General features: G+C 74.2%; 18 protein-coding genes. 14 read left to right on the top strand and 4 right to left on the bottom strand.

What is annotated here, in order from left to right:
• Window positions 1-90: 90 nt before the first annotated feature.
• Both G8D98_RS06750 and G8D98_RS06745 read left to right on the top strand, forming a co-directional pair.
• Window positions 91-1,398: a glycoside hydrolase family 15 protein gene (locus tag G8D98_RS06750; RefSeq protein WP_166100794.1), complete on the top strand. Its 1,308-nt coding sequence runs from the start codon at window positions 91-93 to the stop codon at window positions 1,396-1,398.
• Window positions 1,395-3,434, top strand: a complete 2,040-nt coding sequence (locus G8D98_RS06745; protein ID WP_166100792.1) for a hypothetical protein — start codon at window positions 1,395-1,397, stop codon at window positions 3,432-3,434. The genes G8D98_RS06750 and G8D98_RS06745 overlap by 4 nt, the downstream gene beginning before the upstream one ends.
• Here G8D98_RS06745 and mce read toward each other — a convergent pair.
• Window positions 3,364-3,795, bottom strand: coding sequence for a methylmalonyl-CoA epimerase (gene mce / locus G8D98_RS06740; protein ID WP_166100789.1), 432 nt, complete (start codon window positions 3,793-3,795; stop codon window positions 3,364-3,366). The two genes, G8D98_RS06745 and mce, sit on opposite strands and share 71 nt — an antisense overlap.
• A 124-nt stretch (window positions 3,796-3,919) precedes the next feature.
• Here mce and G8D98_RS06735 point away from each other — a divergent pair, with 124 nt between their 5' ends.
• Window positions 3,920-5,119 (top strand): acetyl-CoA C-acetyltransferase, encoded by a 1,200-nt coding sequence (locus tag G8D98_RS06735; protein WP_166100786.1) that lies wholly within the window; start codon window positions 3,920-3,922, stop codon window positions 5,117-5,119.
• A gap of 4 nt (window positions 5,120-5,123) precedes the next feature.
• Window positions 5,124-6,086, top strand: a complete 963-nt coding sequence (gene meaB / locus G8D98_RS06730; protein WP_166100940.1) for a methylmalonyl Co-A mutase-associated GTPase MeaB — start codon at window positions 5,124-5,126, stop codon at window positions 6,084-6,086.
• Between the two features lie 9 nt (window positions 6,087-6,095).
• Here meaB and G8D98_RS06725 read toward each other — a convergent pair whose 3' ends face one another.
• Complete coding sequence (locus G8D98_RS06725) at window positions 6,096-8,639, bottom strand: glycoside hydrolase family 65 protein (protein ID WP_166100784.1); 2,544 nt, start codon at window positions 8,637-8,639, stop codon at window positions 6,096-6,098.
• Window positions 8,636-9,391, bottom strand: coding sequence for an HAD family hydrolase (locus tag G8D98_RS06720; protein ID WP_223179105.1), 756 nt, complete (start codon window positions 9,389-9,391; stop codon window positions 8,636-8,638). The genes G8D98_RS06725 and G8D98_RS06720 overlap by 4 nt, the downstream gene beginning before the upstream one ends.
• A 73-nt stretch (window positions 9,392-9,464) precedes the next feature.
• Here G8D98_RS06720 and G8D98_RS06715 point away from each other — a divergent pair, with 73 nt between their 5' ends.
• From G8D98_RS06715 to G8D98_RS06685, 7 genes are all read left to right on the top strand, one after another.
• Entirely contained in the window at window positions 9,465-9,980 is a 516-nt protein-coding gene (locus G8D98_RS06715; RefSeq protein ID WP_166100780.1) for a MarR family winged helix-turn-helix transcriptional regulator, read from the top strand.
• A gap of 107 nt (window positions 9,981-10,087) precedes the next feature.
• A complete protein-coding gene (locus tag G8D98_RS06710) occupies window positions 10,088-10,774 on the top strand; it encodes a hypothetical protein (protein ID WP_166100777.1) in 687 nt (228 codons plus the stop codon).
• Window positions 10,771-11,778, top strand: a complete 1,008-nt coding sequence (locus G8D98_RS06705; RefSeq protein WP_166100774.1) for a DUF8094 domain-containing protein — start codon at window positions 10,771-10,773, stop codon at window positions 11,776-11,778. Before G8D98_RS06710 ends, G8D98_RS06705 begins: the two co-directional genes overlap by 4 nt.
• Before the next feature lie 43 nt (window positions 11,779-11,821).
• Entirely contained in the window at window positions 11,822-12,850 is a 1,029-nt protein-coding gene (locus tag G8D98_RS06700) for a co-chaperone YbbN (RefSeq protein WP_229661925.1), read from the top strand.
• 258 nt (window positions 12,851-13,108) lie between these two features.
• Window positions 13,109-13,888 (top strand): ABC transporter ATP-binding protein, encoded by a 780-nt coding sequence (locus G8D98_RS06695; protein WP_338088745.1) that lies wholly within the window; start codon window positions 13,109-13,111, stop codon window positions 13,886-13,888.
• A gap of 29 nt (window positions 13,889-13,917) precedes the next feature.
• Entirely contained in the window at window positions 13,918-15,093 is a 1,176-nt protein-coding gene (locus tag G8D98_RS06690; protein ID WP_166100769.1) for a hypothetical protein, read from the top strand.
• Window positions 15,094-15,433: 340 nt separating this feature from the next.
• Complete coding sequence (locus tag G8D98_RS06685; protein ID WP_166100766.1) at window positions 15,434-15,634, top strand: hypothetical protein; 201 nt, start codon at window positions 15,434-15,436, stop codon at window positions 15,632-15,634.
• Between the two features lie 102 nt (window positions 15,635-15,736).
• Here the strand turns inward: G8D98_RS06685 and pgm are convergent, their stop codons facing one another.
• Window positions 15,737-17,401 carry a phosphoglucomutase (alpha-D-glucose-1,6-bisphosphate-dependent) gene (gene pgm, locus G8D98_RS06680; RefSeq protein ID WP_166100763.1) on the bottom strand — a complete coding sequence of 555 codons (1,665 nt, stop codon included), beginning with the start codon at window positions 17,399-17,401 and terminating at the stop codon, window positions 15,737-15,739.
• A 115-nt stretch (window positions 17,402-17,516) separates the two neighbouring features.
• Between pgm and sqr the strand changes: the two genes are divergently transcribed.
• The 3 genes from sqr to G8D98_RS06665 are packed head-to-tail and all read left to right on the top strand — an operon-like array spanning window position 17,517 to window position 19,680.
• Window positions 17,517-18,761 carry a type III sulfide quinone reductase, selenoprotein subtype gene (sqr, locus tag G8D98_RS06675; protein WP_166100761.1) on the top strand — a complete coding sequence of 415 codons (1,245 nt, stop codon included), beginning with the start codon at window positions 17,517-17,519 and terminating at the stop codon, window positions 18,759-18,761.
• A gap of 23 nt (window positions 18,762-18,784) precedes the next feature.
• On the top strand, window positions 18,785-19,099 hold the full coding sequence (locus tag G8D98_RS06670) for a TusE/DsrC/DsvC family sulfur relay protein (RefSeq protein WP_166100759.1): 315 nt from the start codon (window positions 18,785-18,787) through the stop codon (window positions 19,097-19,099).
• Between the two features lie 41 nt (window positions 19,100-19,140).
• Window positions 19,141-19,680 carry a DsrE/DsrF/DrsH-like family protein gene (locus G8D98_RS06665; RefSeq protein ID WP_166100757.1) on the top strand — a complete coding sequence of 180 codons (540 nt, stop codon included), beginning with the start codon at window positions 19,141-19,143 and terminating at the stop codon, window positions 19,678-19,680.
• The last annotated feature ends 41 nt before the right edge of the window (window positions 19,681-19,721 follow it).

Genomic DNA, 19,721 nt, shown 5'->3' with positions numbered 1-19,721 from the left:
GGCCGGTACCTGCTGAGACGGCGCTCACCCCGTGACCCTGCTCACGGCGGTCGGTGGGCGCGTGGCGGGGCGCGGGATAGCGTGCCTGTCGTGAAGCATGCGCCGGTGACCCGCCGAGGGATCGTCCTCGGTGGTGTCTCGCTGGCCCTCGGTGGGGGCCTCGCCGGGGGTGCCGCGCTCGCGCGGGCCCGGCACGCCGTCGTCCCGCTCTACAGCGACACGGTCGCGCTCGCCGCCCCCGGCGTGCGCGAGCTCGTGCCCGCCGGGCGCGCGGACCTGCTGGTGCCCGGGACGAGGGTGCTGGCGAGTGCCCGTCGCCGGGCCCGGCTCGTCGACGAGGAGGAGGCCTGGGTCCGCGGCTGCGCGGGCTGGGCGACGCAACGGCTCGCGGACGGGGACGCGCTGCTGCACTCGGCCCTGCTCGACCTGCGGGTCCTCACCGTGGGCCTGCCCGTCGGCGTGGCGGGATGGTCCTCGCGCTGGCGCTACGCCTGGCCCCGGGACGTCGCCTTCGTCGTCTCCGCCCTGGCCCGCCTCGGTCGCCCGCAGGAGGCCGGGGTCCAGCTGGCGTGGCTGCAGCGGGTGCAGGCCTCGGACGGGTGGTTCGAGGCGCGCTACGACACCCGGACCGGGAGGGCGCCGGACGACCGCCCGATGCAGCTCGACGGCACCGGATGGGCCCTGTGGGCCGCGCACGAGCTGGCCGAGGCGACCCCGGGCCGTGCGGAGCAGCTGCTCGGGCCGCTGAGCGGCATGCTGACCCGCAGCACGCGGCTGCTCCTCACGATCCGCGACCCGGTGACCGGGCTGCCGCCCGCGTCCTCGGACTACTGGGAGCTCGCCGAGGACCGGCTCACCCTCGGGACCGCGGCCGTCGTGCTCACCGGTCTGCGGGCGGCGGCCGCGGTGCTCCCGCTCGTCGGGGAGAGCGCACTCGCCGAGCAGGCGGGGGAGGCCGCCGAGCAGCTCGACGGCCCGGTGCACGAGCAGTTCGGGGCGCAGGGCTACCCGCGCCAGGTCGGTGGGCTGCCCGACGCCGCCGTCACCTTCCTCGTCGCGCCGGTGGGCCCCCGCCACCCGCGGCTGTCCGTGATCGAGGCCGTCGACCGGGCGCAGACGGCGATGGGCCGCCCCGCGGGCGGTCTGGCGCCCGGAGCGGGGTGGAAGCAGGACGGCATCAGCTGGACGCCGGAGACGGCCCTGTTCGCGCTCGCCTGGGCGGCCAACGGGTACGAGAGCAGGGCCACGCCCCTGCTCGACTGGCTCGGTCGCCACCGCACACCCGCCGGCTCCTTCCCCGAGAAGGTGCTCCACGACGGCCGTCCGGCGGCGGTGGCCCCGCTCGCCTGGACGGCGGCGCTCGTCGTCCTCGCCCGCCACGAGCAGACCCGCGCATGACCGCGTGGTCGCGGTGGCTGCACGCAGCCACCCTCGCCCTGCTCGTGGCCCTCGTGGGCCTCGGCTCTGCCGAGGCCGCCCCGGCGCCGGGGGCGGGCGGGGAGCAGGAACCCCCGACGGTGGTGCTCGTCGGCGCCGCCGGCCTGGCGTGGTCCGACGTGCGCCCGGAGGTCACCCCGCAGCTGCAGGCCCTCGCCGACGAGGGCACGCTCGCCTCGCTCACCGTCCGGGGGGTGCGCTCGCGCTCGTGTGCGCTCGACGGCTGGCTCACGCTGTCCGCGGGCCGCCGGGCCGGCGGCCCGTCGGCCGAGTGCCACCCGCCCGGCGAGGTCGTCGACGGCCGCGTCCCGGGCTGGGGTTCCTACCGGCGGGCGGCCCGGTCGGCGGGCTACGACGCGGTCCCCGGCACGCTGGGCCGGCGGCTACAGGACGCCGGCCGGTGCGTGGCGGCCGTCGGACCGGGCGCGGCGGTCGCGGCGGCCGACACCGACGGGCACGTCCGGCGGTACACGTCGCAGCTGCCGCAGGAGAGCGACTGTGCGCTCCTGCTCGTCGACGCCGGACGGCTGCCGCCCGACGCGGCGGGGCGCACCGAGGCACTGCGCTCGCTCGACGCACTCGTCGGCGAGGTCGTGCGCTCGGCCGGCCCGGACACCCGCGTCGTCGTCGCCGGTGTCGGTGACGGGCCCTCGCCGGTGCGCCCCCGCGCGGTCCTCGTCTCCGGGCCCCCGACCGGGCTGCTCACCTCGCCGTCGACCCGGCAGCCCGGGCTCGTCCAGCTCCAGGACCTCACGGCGAGCCTGCTCGCCTGGTCCGGAGTCGACGACTCGGGGCTCACCGGGCGGCCGGTCCAGCCACGCGAGGACGACGCGACCGGGGCCGAGCGGGTGGCGCGGCTCGTCGGCCTGGAGACCCGGGCCGGCACCCTGCGCAGCGTGAGCCCCCAGGTCACCGCGTGGCTGGCGGCCGGCTTCGCCCTCTGGTGCCTCGGGGCGGCCGCCTGGTGGTGGCGCCGGGGGAGTGCCCTGCCGGCACCGCTCGCCGGTGCGGGTGTGGCGCTGGCCTGCGTGCCCACGGCGACGTTCGCCGCCAACCTCGTGCCCTGGTGGGACGCCGCCCACCCCGCCGTCGCGTTCACCGCAGCGCTCGCGATCGCCGTCGCGGTCCTGACCGGCCTCGCGCTGGCGGCCCGGCGCCGCTCCCCCCTCGGGACCGCCCTCGTGCCCGCCCTGGCCACCCTCGTGGTCCTCGGCGGTGACGTCCTCACCGGCTCGCGCCTGCAGCTCGCCTCGGTCTTCGGGCAGAACCCCACGGTCGCGGGCCGCTTCTACGGCCTGGGCAACACGAGCTTCGCGCTCTACGGGGTCGGCGTGCTCACCGTCGTGGCGCTGGTCGCCGCCTGGCGCCGGCCCGGGCGACGGGTGGCCGTGGGGCTGGCCGCTGCCGTGCTCCTCGCCGCCGTCGTGCTCGAGGGCCATCCCTCCCTCGGGGCCGACTTCGGGGGACCCCCCGGGCTGCTCCTCGGCGGGCTCGTCGTGCTCGCCGGCGTCGGTGGGCTGCGAGTCACGCCCGTCCGGGCCGCGGTCGCGGCGGCGGGAGTGGTCTCGGTGACGGTGACCCTCGCCGTCCTGGACTGGCTGCGCCCGGCGGAGTCACGCACGCACCTGGGGCAGTTCGTCCAGACCGTCCTCGACGGCGGTGCCGGCGACGTCGTCCGGCGCAAGGCGGCCCAGAACCTCGACAACCTCGGGTCACCGCCGCTGCTGGCCATCACCCTCGGCGCGGTGGTGCTCCTGCTCGCCTGGCGGGCCGGGCCGGCACCCGGGTCGCTCCCGGCCACGGTGCTGCGGGCCGCGCTCGTGCTCGGGGTCGTGGGCTTCGCCGTCAACGACTCCGGGCTCGTCGTGCCCGCCTACGCCGCCCTGGCCCTCCTGCCGCTCCTCGCGGCGGGCGCGGGTGAGCCGGTCAGTGGGTCGCTGCCGGCTCGACGAGCTCGACGAGGACCCCTCCGGCGTCCTTGGGGTGAACGAAGTTGACTCGGCTCTCGCTCGTACCCCGCCGGGGAGCGTCGTAGAGCAGCCGCATGCCCCGCTCGCGCAGCGTGGCGCAGACGGCGTCGAGGTTTTCGACCCGGTAGGCCAGCTGCTGGATGCCGGGGCCGCTGCGCTCGAGGAACTTCGCGATCGTCGACTCCTCGCTGAGCGGCGCGAGCAGCTGGATGCACGAGCCGGAGTCGCCGACGCCCATCATCGCCTCGCGGACCCCCTGCTCGGCGTTGCTCTCCTCGTGGAGGAGCTGCATGCCGTAGGTGCGCTCGTAGAAGGCGATGGCCTCGTCGAGGTCGCGCACGGCGATCCCGACGTGGTCGATGGCGGTGAACAGGTCGGTCGCGGTCATGGCACCAGCCTAGGACCGCGGGGCGGGGCCGCGCGGTGGCGAGCGTCACCGCGCGAGGGGTCGGCAGGGGGGCCGGGCCCGGTCTAGCATCGGGTGGTCCCCGGACCCGAGCTTGGAGGCCCGCATGTCCACCGACCCCACCGTCATCGTCGCCGGCGCCCGGACCCCGATGGGCCGGATGAGCGGTTCGCTCAAGGGCTTCAGCGGCTCCGACCTCGGCGGCTTCGCCATCGCCGGGGCCCTCGAGAAGGCCGGCGTGGCGCCCGAGCAGGTCGACTACGTCATCATGGGCCAGGTGCTCACGGCCGGCGAGGGCCAGATCCCCGCCCGGCAGGCCGCGAGCAAGGCCGGCATCCCGATGACCGTCCCGGCGCTGACCGTCAACAAGGTGTGCCTCTCCGGGATCGACGCCATCGCCCTGGCCGACCAGCTGGTCCGTGCCGGTGAGTTCGAGTGCGTCGTCGCCGGCGGCCAGGAGTCGATGACCAACGCCCCGCACCTGCTCGAGAAGAGCCGCGACGGCTTCAAGTACGGCGACGTGACGATGCACGACCACATGGCCCAGGACGGCCTCTGGGACGCCTTCACCGACCAGCCGATGGGGCTGCTCACCGAGAACGCGAACGACGGTGAGCTCGCCTTCACCCGTGAGGAGCAGGACGCGTTCGCCGCCCGCAGCCACCAGCTCGCCGCCCGGGCCTGGAAGGACGGCTTCTTCGACGACGAGGTCGTCACCGTCGCCATCCCGCAGCGCAAGGGCGACCCCGTGGAGTTCAAGGCCGACGAGGGCATCCGACCGGACACGACCGCCGAGTCGCTCTCCGGGCTGCGCCCGGCCTTCCGCCGGGACGGCACGATCACCGCGGGCTCGGCCTCGCAGATCAGCGACGGTGCCGCCGCGGTCGTCGTCATGAAGCGCTCCCGGGCCGAGGAGCTCGGGCTGACCTGGCTCGCCGAGATCGGCGCCCACGGCGTCGTCGCCGGGCCGGACTCCACCCTGCAGAGCCAGCCGGCGCGCGCCATCGCCAAGGCCTGTGCACGCGAGGGCCTCGCGCCCACCGACCTCGACCTCGTCGAGATCAACGAGGCGTTCGCCGCGGTCGGGCTCGCCTCGACCAAGGAGCTCGGGCTCGACCCCGAGAAGGTCAACGTCAACGGCGGCGCCATCGCCATGGGCCACCCGGTCGGCATGTCCGGTGCCCGGATCACCCTCCACCTGGCCCTGGAGCTCCAGCGCCGCGGTGGCGGCGTCGGCGCCGCGGCGCTCTGCGGTGGCGGCGGCCAGGGCGACGCCCTCGTCGTGCGGGTCCCGGCGCGGGGCTGACCCGCTGGCCGGCGCCCGCGACCTCGACGTCCCCTCCCTCGTCGCCGAGACCCGGGAGGGGAGCCCGCGCGCCGTCGCGCGGCTGATCTCCCTCGTCGAGGACGCCCACCCGGCCCTGCGCGCGGTGATGGCGGCGCTGGCGCCGGACTCCGGGCGGGCCCACGTCGTCGGCCTCACCGGGGCACCGGGCGTCGGCAAGTCGACGACGACGAACGCGCTCGTCGCGGCCTACCGCGCCCGCGGTGAGCGGGTCGGCGTGCTCGCTGTCGACCCGTCCTCGCCGTTCTCCGGCGGCGCACTGCTCGGGGACCGGGTCCGGATGTCCGAGCACGCCGCCGACCCCGGGGTGTTCATCCGCTCGATGGCCTCGCGCGGGCACCTCGGCGGGCTGTCGTGGGCCACCCCACAGGCGCTGCGCGTCCTCGACGCCGCCGGGTGCGACGTCGTCCTCCTCGAGACCGTCGGCGTCGGCCAGAGCGAGGTCGAGGTCGCCGGTACCGCCGACACCACCGTCGTCCTCGTGGCCCCGGGCATGGGCGACGGCATCCAGGCGGCCAAGGCGGGCATCCTCGAGGTGGCCGACGTGCTCGTCGTCAACAAGGCCGACCGCGAGGGCGCCGCCCGCACCAGCCGTGACCTGCGGCACGTCGTGGAGATGGCCGACCGCCCCGACGGCCGGTGGCGACCTCCCGTGGTGCGCACCGTCGCGACCTCCGGGGAGGGCGCTGCGGACCTCCTCGAGGCCGTCGAGGCCCACCGCCGCCACCTCGGCCAGGCGGGACTGCGCGAGCGCCGGTTGCGCCGGGCCGCCCACGAGGTCGAGGCGCTCGCCCTCGAGGCGCTGCGCTCCCGGGTCGGCGACGTCGGCGGGCGGGACCGGCTCGGGGCCCTCGCGGCCGAGGTCGTCGACGGGCGGACCGACAGCTGGTCGGCGGCCGACCGGCTCGTCGACGCGGTCCGCGGCTGAGAACGGCGCTCAGCTGCGGGAGTCCAGCACGAGGTGGTCGGGCTGCTCGAGCTCCTCGGCGGGCATCGGGTCGGGGACACCGGCGGTGATCCGGCTGCCGTCCGCACGGGTGCCCCCGGTCTGCGGGCGCTTGCCGAGCAGCCCGTCCAGGCGGGCCCCCTGGTCCGGCAGCGGGACGGCGACCGGCGCGCCCGGGGTCAGGACGAGCTCCTCGCCGCGCACCGTGACGGGCACCTCGCCCACGCCGTCCTCGACCTCCATCGCGAGCTCGGCTTCGGTGAGGTGGAAGCGCACGCGCGTCCCGCGCCAGGTGAGCCGGAAGGTCAGCGAGCCCCAGTCCTCGGGCAGGCGCGGGTCGAGCTGCAGCGTCCCGCCGTGGTCGCGCATCCCGCCGAACCCGCCGACGAGCGCCGCCCACACCCCGCCGGCGGACGCGACGTGGAGGCCGTCGACGGTGTTGTCGTGGAGGTTGGCCAGGTCGACGTAGAGCGCCTCGTGGAAGTAGCGCAGGGCCTGCTCGTGGTAGCCGACCTCGGCGGCGACGACCGACTGCACGACCGCCGAGAGCGTCGAGTCACCGGTCGTGATCGGGTCGTAGTACTCGAAGTCCTTGCGCTTCTGCTCGGCGGTGAACCGGTCGCCCTGGAGGTAGAGGGCCAGGACGACGTCGGCCTGCTTGAGCACCTGGAAACGGTAGATGACCAGCGGGTGGTAGTGCAGGAGCAGCGGCCGCAGCGAGGCGGGGGTGCGGCTGAGGTCCCACACCTCGCGGTCGAGGAAGAAGTCGTCCTGCGGGTGGATCTCCAGCCCCTCGTCGAAGGGGATGTGCATGCCGGCGGCGCACGCGCGCCACTCGCTCACCTCGTCGTCGGTGATCTCGAGCCGGCGGGCGAGGCGGGCCCACTCCTGCGGGTGCTCCCGGCGCACCCGCTCCACGCCGAGTGCGGCCTGCTCGAGGTTGAAGCGGGCCATGACGTTGGTGAACAGGTTGTTGTTGACGACGGTCGTGTACTCGTCCGGGCCGGTCACACCGTGGATGTGGAAGCTCGGCGTGCCGTTGCTGCGCCAGAACCCGAGGTCGGCGTACAGCCGGGCGGTCTCGATCAGGATCGGCAGGCCGTGACGGACGAGGAAGTCGGTGTCGTCGGTCGCGGCGTGGTAGACGGCGAGCGCGTGGGCGATGTCGGCGTCGATGTGCACCTGGGCGGTGCCTGCGGCGTAGTAGGCGGAGGCCTCCTCGCCGTTGATGGTGCGCCACGGGAAGAGGGCCCCCCGCTGGGACATCTCCCGGGCCCGGTCCTGCGCGGCCGGCAGCATGAGGCTGCGCGACTGCAGGAGGTTGCGGGCCGCGCTCGGCAGCGTGTAGGTGAGGAAGGGTGCGACGTAGATCTCGCTGTCCCAGAAGTAGTGCCCCTCGTAGCCCGACCCGGAGACTCCCTTGGCCGGGATGCCCTGGCGGTCCGCCCGGGCCGCCGCCTGGGCCAGTGAGAAGAGGTTGAAGCGCACGGCCTGCTGGACGGCGTCGCTGTGGTCGTCGCCGGTGTCGACCTCGACGTCGCTGGCGGCCCAGAACGCGTCGAACCACTCCCGCTGGCGGGCATGGTGCTCGGCGAGGCCGTGCCGCCCGGCCCGGTCGAGGGTGCGCTCGCACCGGTCGGCGAGCTCGCGCACCGGGAGGCTGCGTGAGGTGTGGTAGGCGACGAGCTTCTCGACCCGGACGGGGTGGCCTCGGCGGGCCTCGACCCGGAAGACCGCCTTGGCGAGGTCGTCCTCGGCCCGGGTGATCACCTCGTAGGGGTCGGCGATGTCCACCCGGTGGTCGGCCATCGCCGTGACCGTCATCCCCGAGTGCGCGCACTGGTAGCCGAGGGCCAGCCGCTGCTCGCGCGCGGAGTGCAGCCGGGGCATGAGCACCCGGCCGTCGAAGCTGCCGGCCTTGCGCGGGTCGACCGTCGCGACCTTGCTCTGGGCCGGCTCGTGGTACTCGTCCTCGCCGTCCTGGCGGTTGAGCAGCTGGGAGGAGATGACGACGGGCGCGTCGCCGTCGAGCATCGTCACCTCGATCGCGAGGACGGCGAGGTGGCGCTCGGCCATCGAGACCATCCGGCTGGAGTCGACCCGCACGCGCTTGCCCGAGGGTGTCCGCCACACGAGGGAGCGTCGCCGGACGCCGGCGCGCAGGTCGAGCTCGCGCTCGTAGTGCTCGAGGTCGGAGAGCCCGATGACGAGGGGCTCGTCGTCGACGTAGACCTTCATCAGCTTGGCGTCCGGGACGTTGACCATCGTCTGGCCCGTGCGCGCGAACCCGTACGCGGCCTCCGCGTGCCGGATCGGCCAGGTCTCGTGGAAGCCGTTGACGAAGCTGCCGTGCTCGTGGACCTCGCGGCCCTCCTCGGGGTTGTCCCGCATGCCGATGTAGCCGTTGGCGACGGTGAAGAGGGTCTCGGTGACGCCGAGGTCGCGGTCGTCGGGGACGGTCTCGACGAGGCGCCACGGGTCGGTGGGGAAGCGCGTGCGGTCGAGCGGGTCCGGGCCGACCGGCGCGGTCCTCACGCGAGCTCCCCGAGGTCGGCGACGACGAGGTCGGCCCCGGCGGCCCGCAGGGCGTCTGCCCCGGCGCCTCGGTCCACGCCGACGACGAGACCGAAGCCGCCGGCGGCACCGGCCCGCACGCCGGAGACGGCGTCCTCGACGACGACCGCCCGCTCCGGTGCGCAGCCGCACGCGGTGGCCGCGTGGAGGAAGGTGTCCGGCTGCGGCTTGCCCGCCAGCCCGAGGTCGGCCGCGACCCGGCCGTCGACGACCGTGTCGAAACGCTCGGCGAGGCCGGCGGCGGCGAGCACGGCGGGTGCGTTCGCCGAGGAGGAGACCACCGCGACGGGCACGCCGAGGCCGCGCAGGTGGTCGAGCAGCGCCACGGACCCGGGGTAGGGGCGGACCCCCTCGCGCTCGAGGATGGCCGTGAACGCGACGTTCTTGCGGTTGCCGAGACCGCAGACGGTCAGGGCCTCCGGCGGGTCCTCGGGGCTGCCCTGCGGCAGCCGGATGCCGCGTGCGGCGAGCAGGTCGGCGACCCCCTGGTAGCGGGGCTTGCCGTCGACGTGCGCGAAGTAGTCGGCGTCGGTGTACGCAGAGGTGTCGGCGCCGCGGAGGTCGGGGCGCGTGGTGTCGAGCCCGGCGAACAGGTCGCCGAACATGCGCGCCCAGGCCGCCATGTGGACCTCGGCGGTGGGGGTGAGCACGCCGTCGAGGTCGAACAGGACTGCACCCTGCGCGTCCCAGGCCACGGGTCTGGAGCCAGTCACGGGGGCAACGCTAGGGACAGGTGGGCACCGGGCACAAACAGCCACGCTGGTGGCAGGCGCTAGCGTGCTGCAGGTGAGCGAGCCCCTCCGCCTGCCGTTCGACCCCATTGCCCGGGCCCGCGAGCTCTGGGTCGCCCGCTGGGGCGAGGGCTCGCACGCGGCCTCGATGGCGACCGCGACGTCGGTCATGCGGGTCCAGCAGCTGCTCCTGCACCGCTTCGACGCGCTCGCCGGCCGGCACGGGCTGACGTTCGCGCGCTACGAGGCGCTCGTCCTGCTCGCCTTCAGCCGTGAGGGGCGGCTGGCGATGTCGACGATCGGGGAGCGGCTCATGGTGCACCCGACGAGCGCGACGAACATCGTCCAGCGGCTCGTCGCGCAGGGGTTCGTCGAGCGGGTGCCGAACCCGGCGGACCGGCGCAGCGCGTTCGCCGTCATCACCGATGCCGGGCGCGCCGCCATGGAGGCGGTGACCGCCGATCTCGAGGAGGCCGACTTCGGGCTGGCGGTGCTCGAGGAGCGCGAGCACGACCTGCTCTTCGGGCTGCTGCGCTCGGTGCGGGCGGGAGCGGGTGACTTCACGCCCTGAGGCGGCGGATTTGGCGCGGATGCGCCCCGTTTGCCATGGTGGACGGTACGCCTCGTGCGCCGCGAGCCCCGCTCCGGTGCTCCGGACCGAAGGAAGCCCCCACCGTCATGCTCAGGATCGTCATCCGTGTCCTCGGTGCCGTCGTCGCCGTCGTGGGTATCGCCCTCGTCGTGCTCGGCGGCTGGTTCGCGGCCCGGCTCGGGGGCACCGGGACGGCGGAGTTCACCACCCGGCCGGCGGCCGGCGTCCCGGTGACCGTGAGCCCGGACGTGCTCAACCGGGTCGACGTCGACGTGACCGTCACGGCCACGCCCTCTGACGGCGGCACGGTGTGGGTGGCGCTCGCCAACCCCTCGGACGCCGAGGCGGTGCTCGGCGACGCGCGGCACGTCGACGTCACCGGCGTCGACGTGCGTGACGGCGCGCTGACCACCCGGGTCCTCGGGAGCGGGACGTCCCCCGCCCTGCGCGCGGCCGACCTGTGGCGCGTGCAGGACGACGGGACGGAGCCGGTGGCGCTCACCGTCGAGCAGGCCGACGCGCCGGAGACCCTCGTCGTCACGGCGACGACGGGCTCGGTGGAGTCCCTGACCCTGACCTTCGTCGACAAGCGGTGGTTCGTCGAGGCGGTCGTGGCCGTGCTCGTCGGCCTCTTCCTCCTCGCCGCCGGGGTCATCGCGCTCTGGCCACGCCGGCGGACGAGGACGCCGGACGGCACACCCGGCCCGCCACACACCGAGCCGGAGGCGTCCGCGCCCGCTCGTCACCTCACCGGGAAGGAGTCCGCCCGATGACCCGCCCGACCCGCCGCCTCGCCGTCCTCGCCGCGGCCACCGGGCTTGCCCTGGGTGCCGCGGGCTGCGGCGCCACCGATGCGCTCGTGGGGCGACACGCGGCGCCGACCGAGCGGACGGCCGCCGCCCCGCTGGACGCCGAGGGCGCGACCGCCGTCGCGAGCCGGCTGCTCGGTGCCGCGCAGGCGGCGGCCACCGCCACGGGGAAGAAGGGCCACGCGGCCCGTGCCGAGGTGCTCGCGGGTGACGCGCTGACCGTGGCCGACACGGCCGCGGCGCGCGGCCTGGCCGACGACGCGACCGAGGACCTCGCCCGTGGGCCCGAGCCGACCGTCCTCGCGCAGTCGCAGGGTCGCTCCTGGCCGCGGGCGATCCTCGCCACGACCCTGGAGAAGTCGACCTCGACGCAGTACCTCCACGTCATGGTGTCGCGCGCCGCCGCCAAGCCCTACCGGATCGAGGCCTCGGTGCCGATGCTCGGCGGCGCGGAGGTCCCGAGCCTCGGCGAGGCGGGTGCCGGCGCGCCGCTGGTCGAGGTCGGCGCCGGGAAGGGGCTCGTGATGTCGCCCGGCAAGGCGTTCGCCGCCTACGCCCGCGCCCTCGCCCGCCCGGCGCCGAAGAAGACACCGGCCGGCGTCGTGGCCGACGACCCGTTCGCCACGGCGCTGCGGGAGTCGGCCACCGCCCAGGCAAAGGCCCTCGGCAAGCTCGCGACCCTCCGCCAGAAGCACGTGCCCGACCTCGACCACGCGCTCGCCTTCCGGCTGGCCGACGGCGGCGTCGTCGCCTTCGGGCTGCTCCGGCGCACCGACACCATCACCGCCGGCAGCGACACCCAGGAGCTCACCCTGCCCAAGCGGTACGCGGCGCTCGTCGGGACCAAGACCGTCGAGAGCTCGGTCCGGCTGACGAGCCTCGAGCCGGTCGTGCTCGTCGTCCCCACGACGGGCAAGGTCGAGGCCGTCGGCGCGAGCGAGCTGCTCTCGGGCGGCTCGGGCAGCTGACCCCGGGCCGACACCAGCACCCGCTCTGCGGGACAATGGCGGCATGACGCAGACACCTCCCGACCCCGCCGGCCCCTCCGCCGCCGGCGCTGCCGAGCCCGCGGGGACCCGCGGCGCCGTCGACCTGTCCGGGGTCGCGGCGATGACCACCCCCGGCGCCGCCACCTCCGGCGGCGGCATGCCCGCAGGCGCCGTTCCCGGCCAGCCCGCGCCCGCGCCCGTCGCGGTCCCGGAGGGTCTCGTCGTCGAGGTCACCCCGGCGACCCTCCAGCAGGCCCTCACCCGCACCGTCCAGGTCGCCGGCGTCCTCGTCCTGTGGTCCTCGGGTCACCCGCAGACCCGCCAGCTCGTCGACACCGTGGCCAGGGTCGCGGCGCGCCACGAGGGCCGGGTACTCGTCCTCACCGCCGACCTCACCGGCCACCAGGAGCTCCTCCAGGCATTCCAGCCGCTGCTCACCCAGGCCTTCGGCCAGCCCACCGTGCCGGCGACCTTCGGGCTGCTCCAGGGCCAGCCGGTGCCCCTGTTCCCCGGCCTGGCCGACGAGTCGCAGGTCGCCGAGGCACTCGACCAGCTGCTCCAGGCCGCGGTGCAGAACGGCATCACCGGCCGGGTCGACCTCGGCCCGGTGCCCGGGCAGGAGGGCGAGGAGGACCAGCTCTCCCCGCTGCACCAGGAGGCGTACGACGCGATCGAGCGGGGTGACCTGGCCGGCGCGGCCAGCGCCTACGAGCGGGCGCTAGCCGACAACCCCCAGGACGAGGACGCCCGCCTCGGCCTCGCCCAGGTCCGCCTCATGGAGCGCACCGAGGGCGTCGACCTCGCGCAGGCCCGCGCCCGCGCCGCGGCCGACCCCACCGACCTCGACGCCGCGACCCTCGTCGCCGACCTCGACGTGCTCGGGGGCCACGTCGAGGACGCCTTCACCCGGCTGCTCGACCTCGTGCGCAGCACCGAGGGCGAGGAGCGCGACCGGGTGCGCACGCACCTGCTCGAGCTGTTCGGCGTCGTCGGCAACCAGGACGAGCGCGTGCGCAAGGGGCGCACCGCGCTGATGAGCGCCCTGTTCTGAGCGTTCCGGTCGCCGTGTGGGTGGCGTCGCAGGAGTTCGCCCAGCGTCACCGTCCACGAACCTCGTCGCTCACTGCTGACGCGCACGCATCACCGCGCTGTCAGGTCCGTCGAGCAGCCCGGATCGTCTCGACGAGCGGTGGACGGCAGGCGGCGTTACATTCATCTCGCCGCAGCCTGCGGCAGGGGGGCCGACCTTCATCGCCCGGATGGTGAGGAAGCACGATGACGAAGCGCATTCTCAAAGGGGCGGCTGTCGGTGCGGGGCGACGCTCCTGATCGGACCTCGTCCGTGACCCTGGAGTTGGCCGAGGTCGGTCATCGCTACCGAGACACACAGGCTCTCGAGGGCGTGACAGCGACGTTGGCTCCCGGCACCACGGCACTCCTCGGAGTCAACGGTGCCGGGAAGTCGACGATGTTGTCCGCGGCGGGAGGGGTCCTGCGCCCGTCGGCCGGACGCGTTCTCGTCGACGGGATGGATCTCTGGTCACGGTCGACCCGGAAGGAGGCGTTGCGGGCGGTCGCGCTCATGCCTCAGACGACGGCGTTCCCACCCGGCATGACCGCGGAGGAGGTCGTCACCTACCTCGCCTGGCTCAAGGGCGTCCCGCGTCGTGCGGCACGGACCCGGGCGCGCGAGGTGCTGGAGGAGGTCGGTCTCGGCCCTCGGATGCGCACCCGGATGTCCCGGCTCTCCGGAGGAATGGCGCGCCGGGTGGCCTTCGCCCAGGCCCTGGCCCCGAGACCACGGGTGCTGCTCCTCGACGAGCCGACCACCGGTCTCGACCCCGCGCAGCGGCACGCTATGGTCGAGCTCGTGCGCGGCCTCTCGGTGACCGGGGTCTCGGTCCTGCTCAGCAGTCACGTCGTGGAGGACGTCGAGGACTTGGCCACCGACGTCATCGTGCTCCACGAGGGGACGCTCCGCTTCTGGGGGCCGGTCGGTGACCTCGCGGCGTTGGGGGACGCGGGCGCCAGGCGGAGCCCCGTCGAGTCTGGCTTCTTCCGGGTCATCGGGAGCGAGGTCGGTCGGTGACCGCCGTCTGGTGGTGGGTCCGACGGGGCGTGGCGCCTCCAGTCGCGCTCGTCGTCCTCGCAGCGGTGGCGAGCACGGTGGCGAGCCGGTCCGACTGGTTCCTCGAGGCGGACTGGGGCCTGCGGCTGACGTCGTCCACCGTGGTTCTCGTCTCCCCGCTCGTCGCCGCGGGCGCGGCCTTCGTCACGGCCCGGCGCTACCACCCCTCCCTCGCGGCGGCAGCCCGTGCCGGAACACGCGCACCGTGGGTGCATCTCGCCCCCGCCGCGGCGCTCGCGGGGGCGGCCGGCGTGGCCTACGTGCTCGTATGGACGGGTGTCCTCGTCGCGGTGGCGGCTTCGGGAGGCATCGGGCCGACCGATGTCTGGGTCGTGCCCGAGACCGTCGTTCCGGTCGTAGCGGCCGCGGCGCTCGGTGGTGTCGTCGGCCATCTCGTGCGCAGCCTCGTGTCGCCGCTCGTCGCCGCTGTCCTGGTTCTCCTGACGGCAGTCGTCGCGAGCCCGTGGGGGCGCGGACCGTTCGAGGCCGTGACCACCTACGGCACCCTCACCGGGCTCGAGCGTCCACCCGCCCAGGCCGCCGTGACCGTGGTCGCCGCCGGCCTCATCGTGCTCGGGTGCGCTCTTGCCGTGACCCGCCTCTCCGCAGGCGATCCGCCCCGCGTCGTCGGGTCCGTCCTGGCGCTGGCGCTGGTGCTGGCAACGGTGGCACCCGCGGCCTGGCCGTGGCAGGACCAGGTCTACCGCGTCTCGACCGAGGCCACCGGCTGCGTCGGGAGCAACCCCCGGCTGTGTGGTCCGCAGTCGCGGCTCCCCTTGCTCGCGATGGCCCAGCCGACCTTCGCGCGCGCCTACGAGCGGCTACGTGGGACGCCGTTCGTGGCCCCGACCGCCTTCCGCGTCACCCGCTTGGACCACTATTCGCAGCTGGACGGGGCGGCACCCCTGGACTTCGACCCGTCGCAGATCCCGGACGACCGCGCCGCCACGTCCCAGGTCGTTGCGGCGCTGCTCAGACCTCACCAGTGCGCGGATCTGTTCGACGCGACGGGCGCCGTCGCGCTCCTCGACGCCCAGGACGTGGTCCGACCGTGGCTCACCGGTGTCCTCGAGGACCGTGTCCCGGCGCAGCCGGTTCCGGACGAGGTTGCCGACGCGTTCTCCGTGGTCCTCTCGTGTCGGGTCATGACTGGCGACCTCTCGTGATCACCGCGTGGGTCCGCGCCCACCTCGTCCCGGCCGTCACCGCCGTCGTCGCCCTCTGCGGTGTCCTCGTGGTCGCGGCGGGTGCCTACCAGTTCGCGGCTCCGAGGCAGCCCGTCCCCCTCGTCTGGCCCGTCGCGATCCTCCAGCTCGGCGCGGCGACGCTCGTCCTGGAGCCGCCGTGCGGCGCGCTCGAGCGGGCGTCCGTGCGCGCCATCACGGGCCGGCTGGCCCGCGCGGGCGTCGTCCTCGTGCTCACCGTCGTCATCGGTGCGGGCGTCGTCGGCGCGGGAGCGCCGGGGGTCCTGCTCGCCTGGCTGCTCGTCCTCGAGTCCGGGCGTTCGTGGCGGCCGGTGCCGGCGCCCGTCAGACGTGGGCGGGCGTCCTCGCCGTGGGCCTGCTCGGGGTGGCGGTCGAGTACGTCACCCCTCTGGCCCCGCTCACCGCGGCCCTCGGCGGGGTGGCGACCCTCGGGCCGGCCGCTCTGTGCCTCGGGTGCGCTGCAGGGTACGTGGGTGCGGCCACCCTGCCGGGATCCGCCTGACCCGGACGAGCCGGTGACGCGAGCGTCGAGATCGGGGAAGCGCGTACGCGCAGGCCGCGGGGCAGGGGCTTCGGGCGTGCGGTCGTGCGACGCCGGGGAGGATCAGGAGCCGAGCGCCGCGGAGACGACGTCCTTCGCCTCGGCCTGGACCTGGGCGAGGTGGTCGGCGCCGCGGAAGGACTCGGCGTAGATCTTGTACACGTCCTCGGTGCCCGAGGGCCGGGCGGCGAACCACGCCGAGTCGGTGACCACCTTCAGGCCCCCGATCGGGGCGTGGTTGCCCGGGGCCTCGGTGAGCTTGGCGGTGATCGGCTCGCCGGCGAGCGACTCGGCCGTCACGTCCTGCGGGGACAGCCGGGCCAGCTTGGCCTTGGCCTCGCGGTCGGCCGGGGCGTCGACCCGGGCGTAGGCCGGCTCCCCGTGCTTGGCGGTGAGCTCGTCGTAGAGCTGTGAGGGCGTCTTGCCGGTCCGGGCGAGGATCTCCGAGGCGAGCAGCGCCAGCAGGATGCCGTCCTTGTCGGTCGTCCACACCGAGCCGTCGGTGCGCAGGAACGACGCCCCCGCCGACTCCTCGCCCCCGAACGGGCCGGAGCCGTCGAGCAGCCCGGGGACGAACCACTTGAACCCGACGGGTACCTCGACCAGCCGGCGCCCGAGGTCGGCGGCCACCTTGTCGATCATCGAGCTCGACACGAGCGTCTTGCCGACGAACCCGTCTGGCCGCCACCCCGGGCGGGCGCCGCCGTAGAGGTACTGGATCGCCACGGCGAGGTAGTGGTTGGGGTTCATCAGCCCGGCGTCGGGGGTGACGATCCCGTGCCGGTCGCTGTCGGCGTCGTTCCCGGTCGCGATGTCGTACTCGTCGCGGCGCTCGATGAGGGAGGCCATCGCCGAGGGCGAGGAGCAGTCCATCCGGATCTTGCCGTCCCAGTCGAGCGTCATGAACCGCCACGTCGGGTCGACGAGCGGGTTGACGACGGTCAGGTCGAGGCCGTGCCGCTCGGCGATGGCGCCCCAGTAGTCGACGGCCGCGCCCCCGAGAGGGTCGGCGCCGATACGGACCCCGGCCTCGCGGACGGCGGCGAGGTCGAGGACGTTCGGGAGGTCCTCGACGTAGCGGCCGAGGAAGTCGTAGCCCTCGACGGCGGCCCGCGCCCGCGCGAACGGGACCCGGCGGACCCCCTCGAGACCGGCGCGGATGTAGGCGTTGGCCCGCTCGGCGATCGCCGTGGTGGCGTCGGAGTCCGCCGGGCCGCCGTGCGGCGGGTTGTACTTGAAGCCACCGTCGGTGGGCGGGTTGTGCGACGGGGTGACGACGATCCCGTCCGCGAGCCCGCCGCCTGCCGGCATGTCGGCAACCCCGGTGACCCGGCCGCGGTTCGCCGTGAGGATGGCGTGCGAGACCGCCGGGGTCGGGGTGTACCGGTCGCCGGCGTCGACCAGCGTGGTCACCTCGTTGGCCACGAGCACCTCGAGGGCGCTGGACCACGCGGGCTCGGACAGCCCGTGGGTGTCGCGCCCGAGGAACAGCGGCCCGTCGTAGCCCTGCTCGCGGCGGTGGTCGCAGATCGCCTGGGTCGTGGCGAGGATGTGGGCCTCGTTGAAGGACGTGCGCAGGCTCGACCCCCGGTGGCCCGAGGTGCCGAAGGCGACCTGTTCCTCGACGTTCTCGGGGTCCGGCTCGCGGGTGTAGTACGCGGTGACCAGGGCCGCGACGTCGACGAGGTCGCGGGGTTCGGCGGGCTGTCCGGCGCGCGAGGAGCTCATGGCCTCGATCCTCGCAGACGCGCTGGTGGGGGGTACAGCGGCGGTGTTCCCGAGATCACAGGATGAAATACCCCTAGGGGTAGCAAAAAAGTACTACACGGTGTAGTAATTGGGTATGTCCAGCACACCGAAGAAGCTGCTCGTCCTCGGCGCCGGGACGGCCGGGACCATGGTCGTCAACAAGCTGCGGCGGCGGCTGCCCCACGACCAGTGGTCGATCACCGTGGTCGACAAGGACGACGTCCACGACTACCAGCCCGGGTACCTCTTCATCCCCTTCGGCATCAACGCCCCCGAGCAGATCCGCAAGACCAAGCGGCCCTTCATCGGACGGGGCGTCGAGGTCGTCATGGGCGAGATCGAGCGCGTCGACGCCGAGGCCCACGAGGTCCACCTCGCCGGTGGCCCGACCCTCGGGTACGACCAGCTCGTCATCGCCACCGGCACGACCCCACGCCCGGACCAGACCGAGGGCACGCTCGGGCCGCAGTGGCACCGCGAGGTCGGTGAGTTCTACACCTACGACGGCGCGCTCGCGCTCCACGACCAGCTCGACACCTTCACCGGCGGCCGGCTCGTCGTGCACATCACCGAGATGCCGATCAAGTGCCCCGTCGCACCGCTGGAGTTCACCTTCCTCGCCGACGACTGGCTGCGCCGCCGCGGCCTGCGAGAGACGACCGAGCTGGTCTTCGTCACTCCGCTCGACGGCGCCTTCACCAAGCCGGTCGCCAGCCGCGCCCTCGGCGGGCTGCTCGAGGAGAAGGGGGTGCTCGTCGAGCCCGACTTCATGGTCGAGCGGATCGACCAGGACCGCAAGGTCCTCGTCTCCTTCGACGAGCGCGAGGTCGCCTACGACCAGCTCGTGACCATCCCGCTCAACATGGGGGCGGACTTCGTCGCGGCCTCGGGGCTCGGCGACGAGCTCAACTACGTGCCCGTCGACCGGCACACCCTGATCGCCACCGGCCACGACGACATCTTCGCCCTCGGGGACGCGAGCAACATCCCGACGAGCAAGGCCGGCTCGGTCGCGCACTTCTCGGTCGAGGTCTTCGTCGAGAACTTCCTCGAGCACGTCGCCGGCCGGCCGATGACCCACCGCTTCGACGGCCACGCCAACTGCTTCGTGGAGTCCGGCCACGGCAAGGCTCTGCTGCTGGACTTCAACTACGACACCGAGCCCCTGACCGGCACCTTCCCGCTGCCGAAGGTCGGCCCGATGACCCTCCTCGGGGAGTCCCGCGCCAACCACCTCGGCAAGCTCGCCTTCCGGCACGTGTACTGGAACGCCCTGCTGCCCGGCCGGCCGATCGGCCTGCCCGCCGCGATGTCCATGGCCGGGAAGAACCCCGCCTGAGCACGACCGAAAGGAACACCACGATGACGACCACGACGATCGCCGGCCACCAGGTCGAGGTCAACGACGAGGGCTTCCTCACCAGCCCGCAGGAGTGGAGCGAGGACCTCGCGCCCGAGCTGGCCCGGCTCATCGGCCTCGAGCTGACCGAGGAGCACTGGAAGCTCATCCGCTTCCTGCGCGAGGACTACGCCAGCCAGGGGGAGACCGCCACCCTGCGCCGGGTCTCGACCCAGACCGGGACCCCGGTGAAGTCCCTCTTCGCCCTCTTCCCCGGCAAGCCGGCCAAGAAGATGGCCTACGTCTCCGGGCTGCCCAAGCCCAAGGGCTGCGTCTGAGCCGGCCCGTACACCACCACCAGCCCGCAGGAGGGTCCGTCATGACCGCCACCACCGACACCGCCCCCGTCGTCCCCTCGTTCGACGACGCCGAGGGCTCCGGGCGCAAGCTCGCCATCATCTGCTCCAAGGGCAACCTCGACATGGCCTACCCCGGCCTCATCCTCGCCAACGCCGCGGTCGGCGAGGGCGTCGAGACCCACCTGTTCTTCACCTTCTGGGGCTTCGACGTCATCACGAGGAAGACCATGGGCGACCTGAAGTTCAGCTTCGTCGGCAACACCGCCATGCACCCGCCGGGCCACAGCGCCATGGGCATCCACCACATGCTCGGCGCGCTGCCCGGCGCGACCGCGGCCGCGACGTCGATGCTCAAGAAGCAGATCGCCGAGCTCGACGTCCCGGACGTCCCGGAGTTCCTCGAGATCCTCTCCGCCTCCGGGGTGCACATGTGGGCCTGCCGGATGTCCGCGGACATGAACCACGTGACCGAGGAGGACCTCTTCGAGGGCGTCGAGGGGATCATCTCGGCGAGCGACTTCATCGAGATCACCGAGGGCGCGCAGCTGCTGTTCATCTGAGCGCCGCGCGGCCCGGCGGGAGCGTCTCCCGCCGGGCCGCG

The sequence above is a fragment of the Phycicoccus endophyticus genome (genome assembly GCF_011326735.1).
In the GTDB taxonomy this organism is placed as follows: domain Bacteria; phylum Actinomycetota; class Actinomycetes; order Actinomycetales; family Dermatophilaceae; genus Phycicoccus; species Phycicoccus endophyticus.
The sequence above is the reverse complement of the archived record's forward strand: the minus strand, read 5'-3'. Positions and strand labels throughout refer to the sequence as shown.

Bases quoted from the DNA above. Each gene is read 5' to 3' on its own strand.
- pgm (WP_166100763.1), bottom strand. From the start codon at position 17,401: ATGAGCTCCTCGCGCGCCGGACAGCCCGCCGAACCCCGCGACCTCGTC.
- G8D98_RS06665 (WP_166100757.1), top strand. From the start codon at position 19,141: ATGACCGCCACCACCGACACCGCCCCCGTCGTCCCCTCGTTCGACGAC.
- G8D98_RS06735 (WP_166100786.1), top strand. From the start codon at position 3,920: ATGTCCACCGACCCCACCGTCATCGTCGCCGGCGCCCGGACCCCGATG.
- mce (WP_166100789.1), bottom strand. From the start codon at position 3,795: ATGACCGCGACCGACCTGTTCACCGCCATCGACCACGTCGGGATCGCC.
- G8D98_RS06710 (WP_166100777.1), top strand. From the start codon at position 10,088: ATGCTCAGGATCGTCATCCGTGTCCTCGGTGCCGTCGTCGCCGTCGTG.
- G8D98_RS06670 (WP_166100759.1), top strand. From the start codon at position 18,785: ATGACGACCACGACGATCGCCGGCCACCAGGTCGAGGTCAACGACGAG.
- G8D98_RS06745 (WP_166100792.1), top strand. From the start codon at position 1,395: ATGACCGCGTGGTCGCGGTGGCTGCACGCAGCCACCCTCGCCCTGCTC.
- G8D98_RS06700 (WP_229661925.1), top strand. From the start codon at position 11,822: ATGACGCAGACACCTCCCGACCCCGCCGGCCCCTCCGCCGCCGGCGCT.
- sqr (WP_166100761.1), top strand. From the start codon at position 17,517: ATGTCCAGCACACCGAAGAAGCTGCTCGTCCTCGGCGCCGGGACGGCC.
- G8D98_RS06705 (WP_166100774.1), top strand. From the start codon at position 10,771: ATGACCCGCCCGACCCGCCGCCTCGCCGTCCTCGCCGCGGCCACCGGG.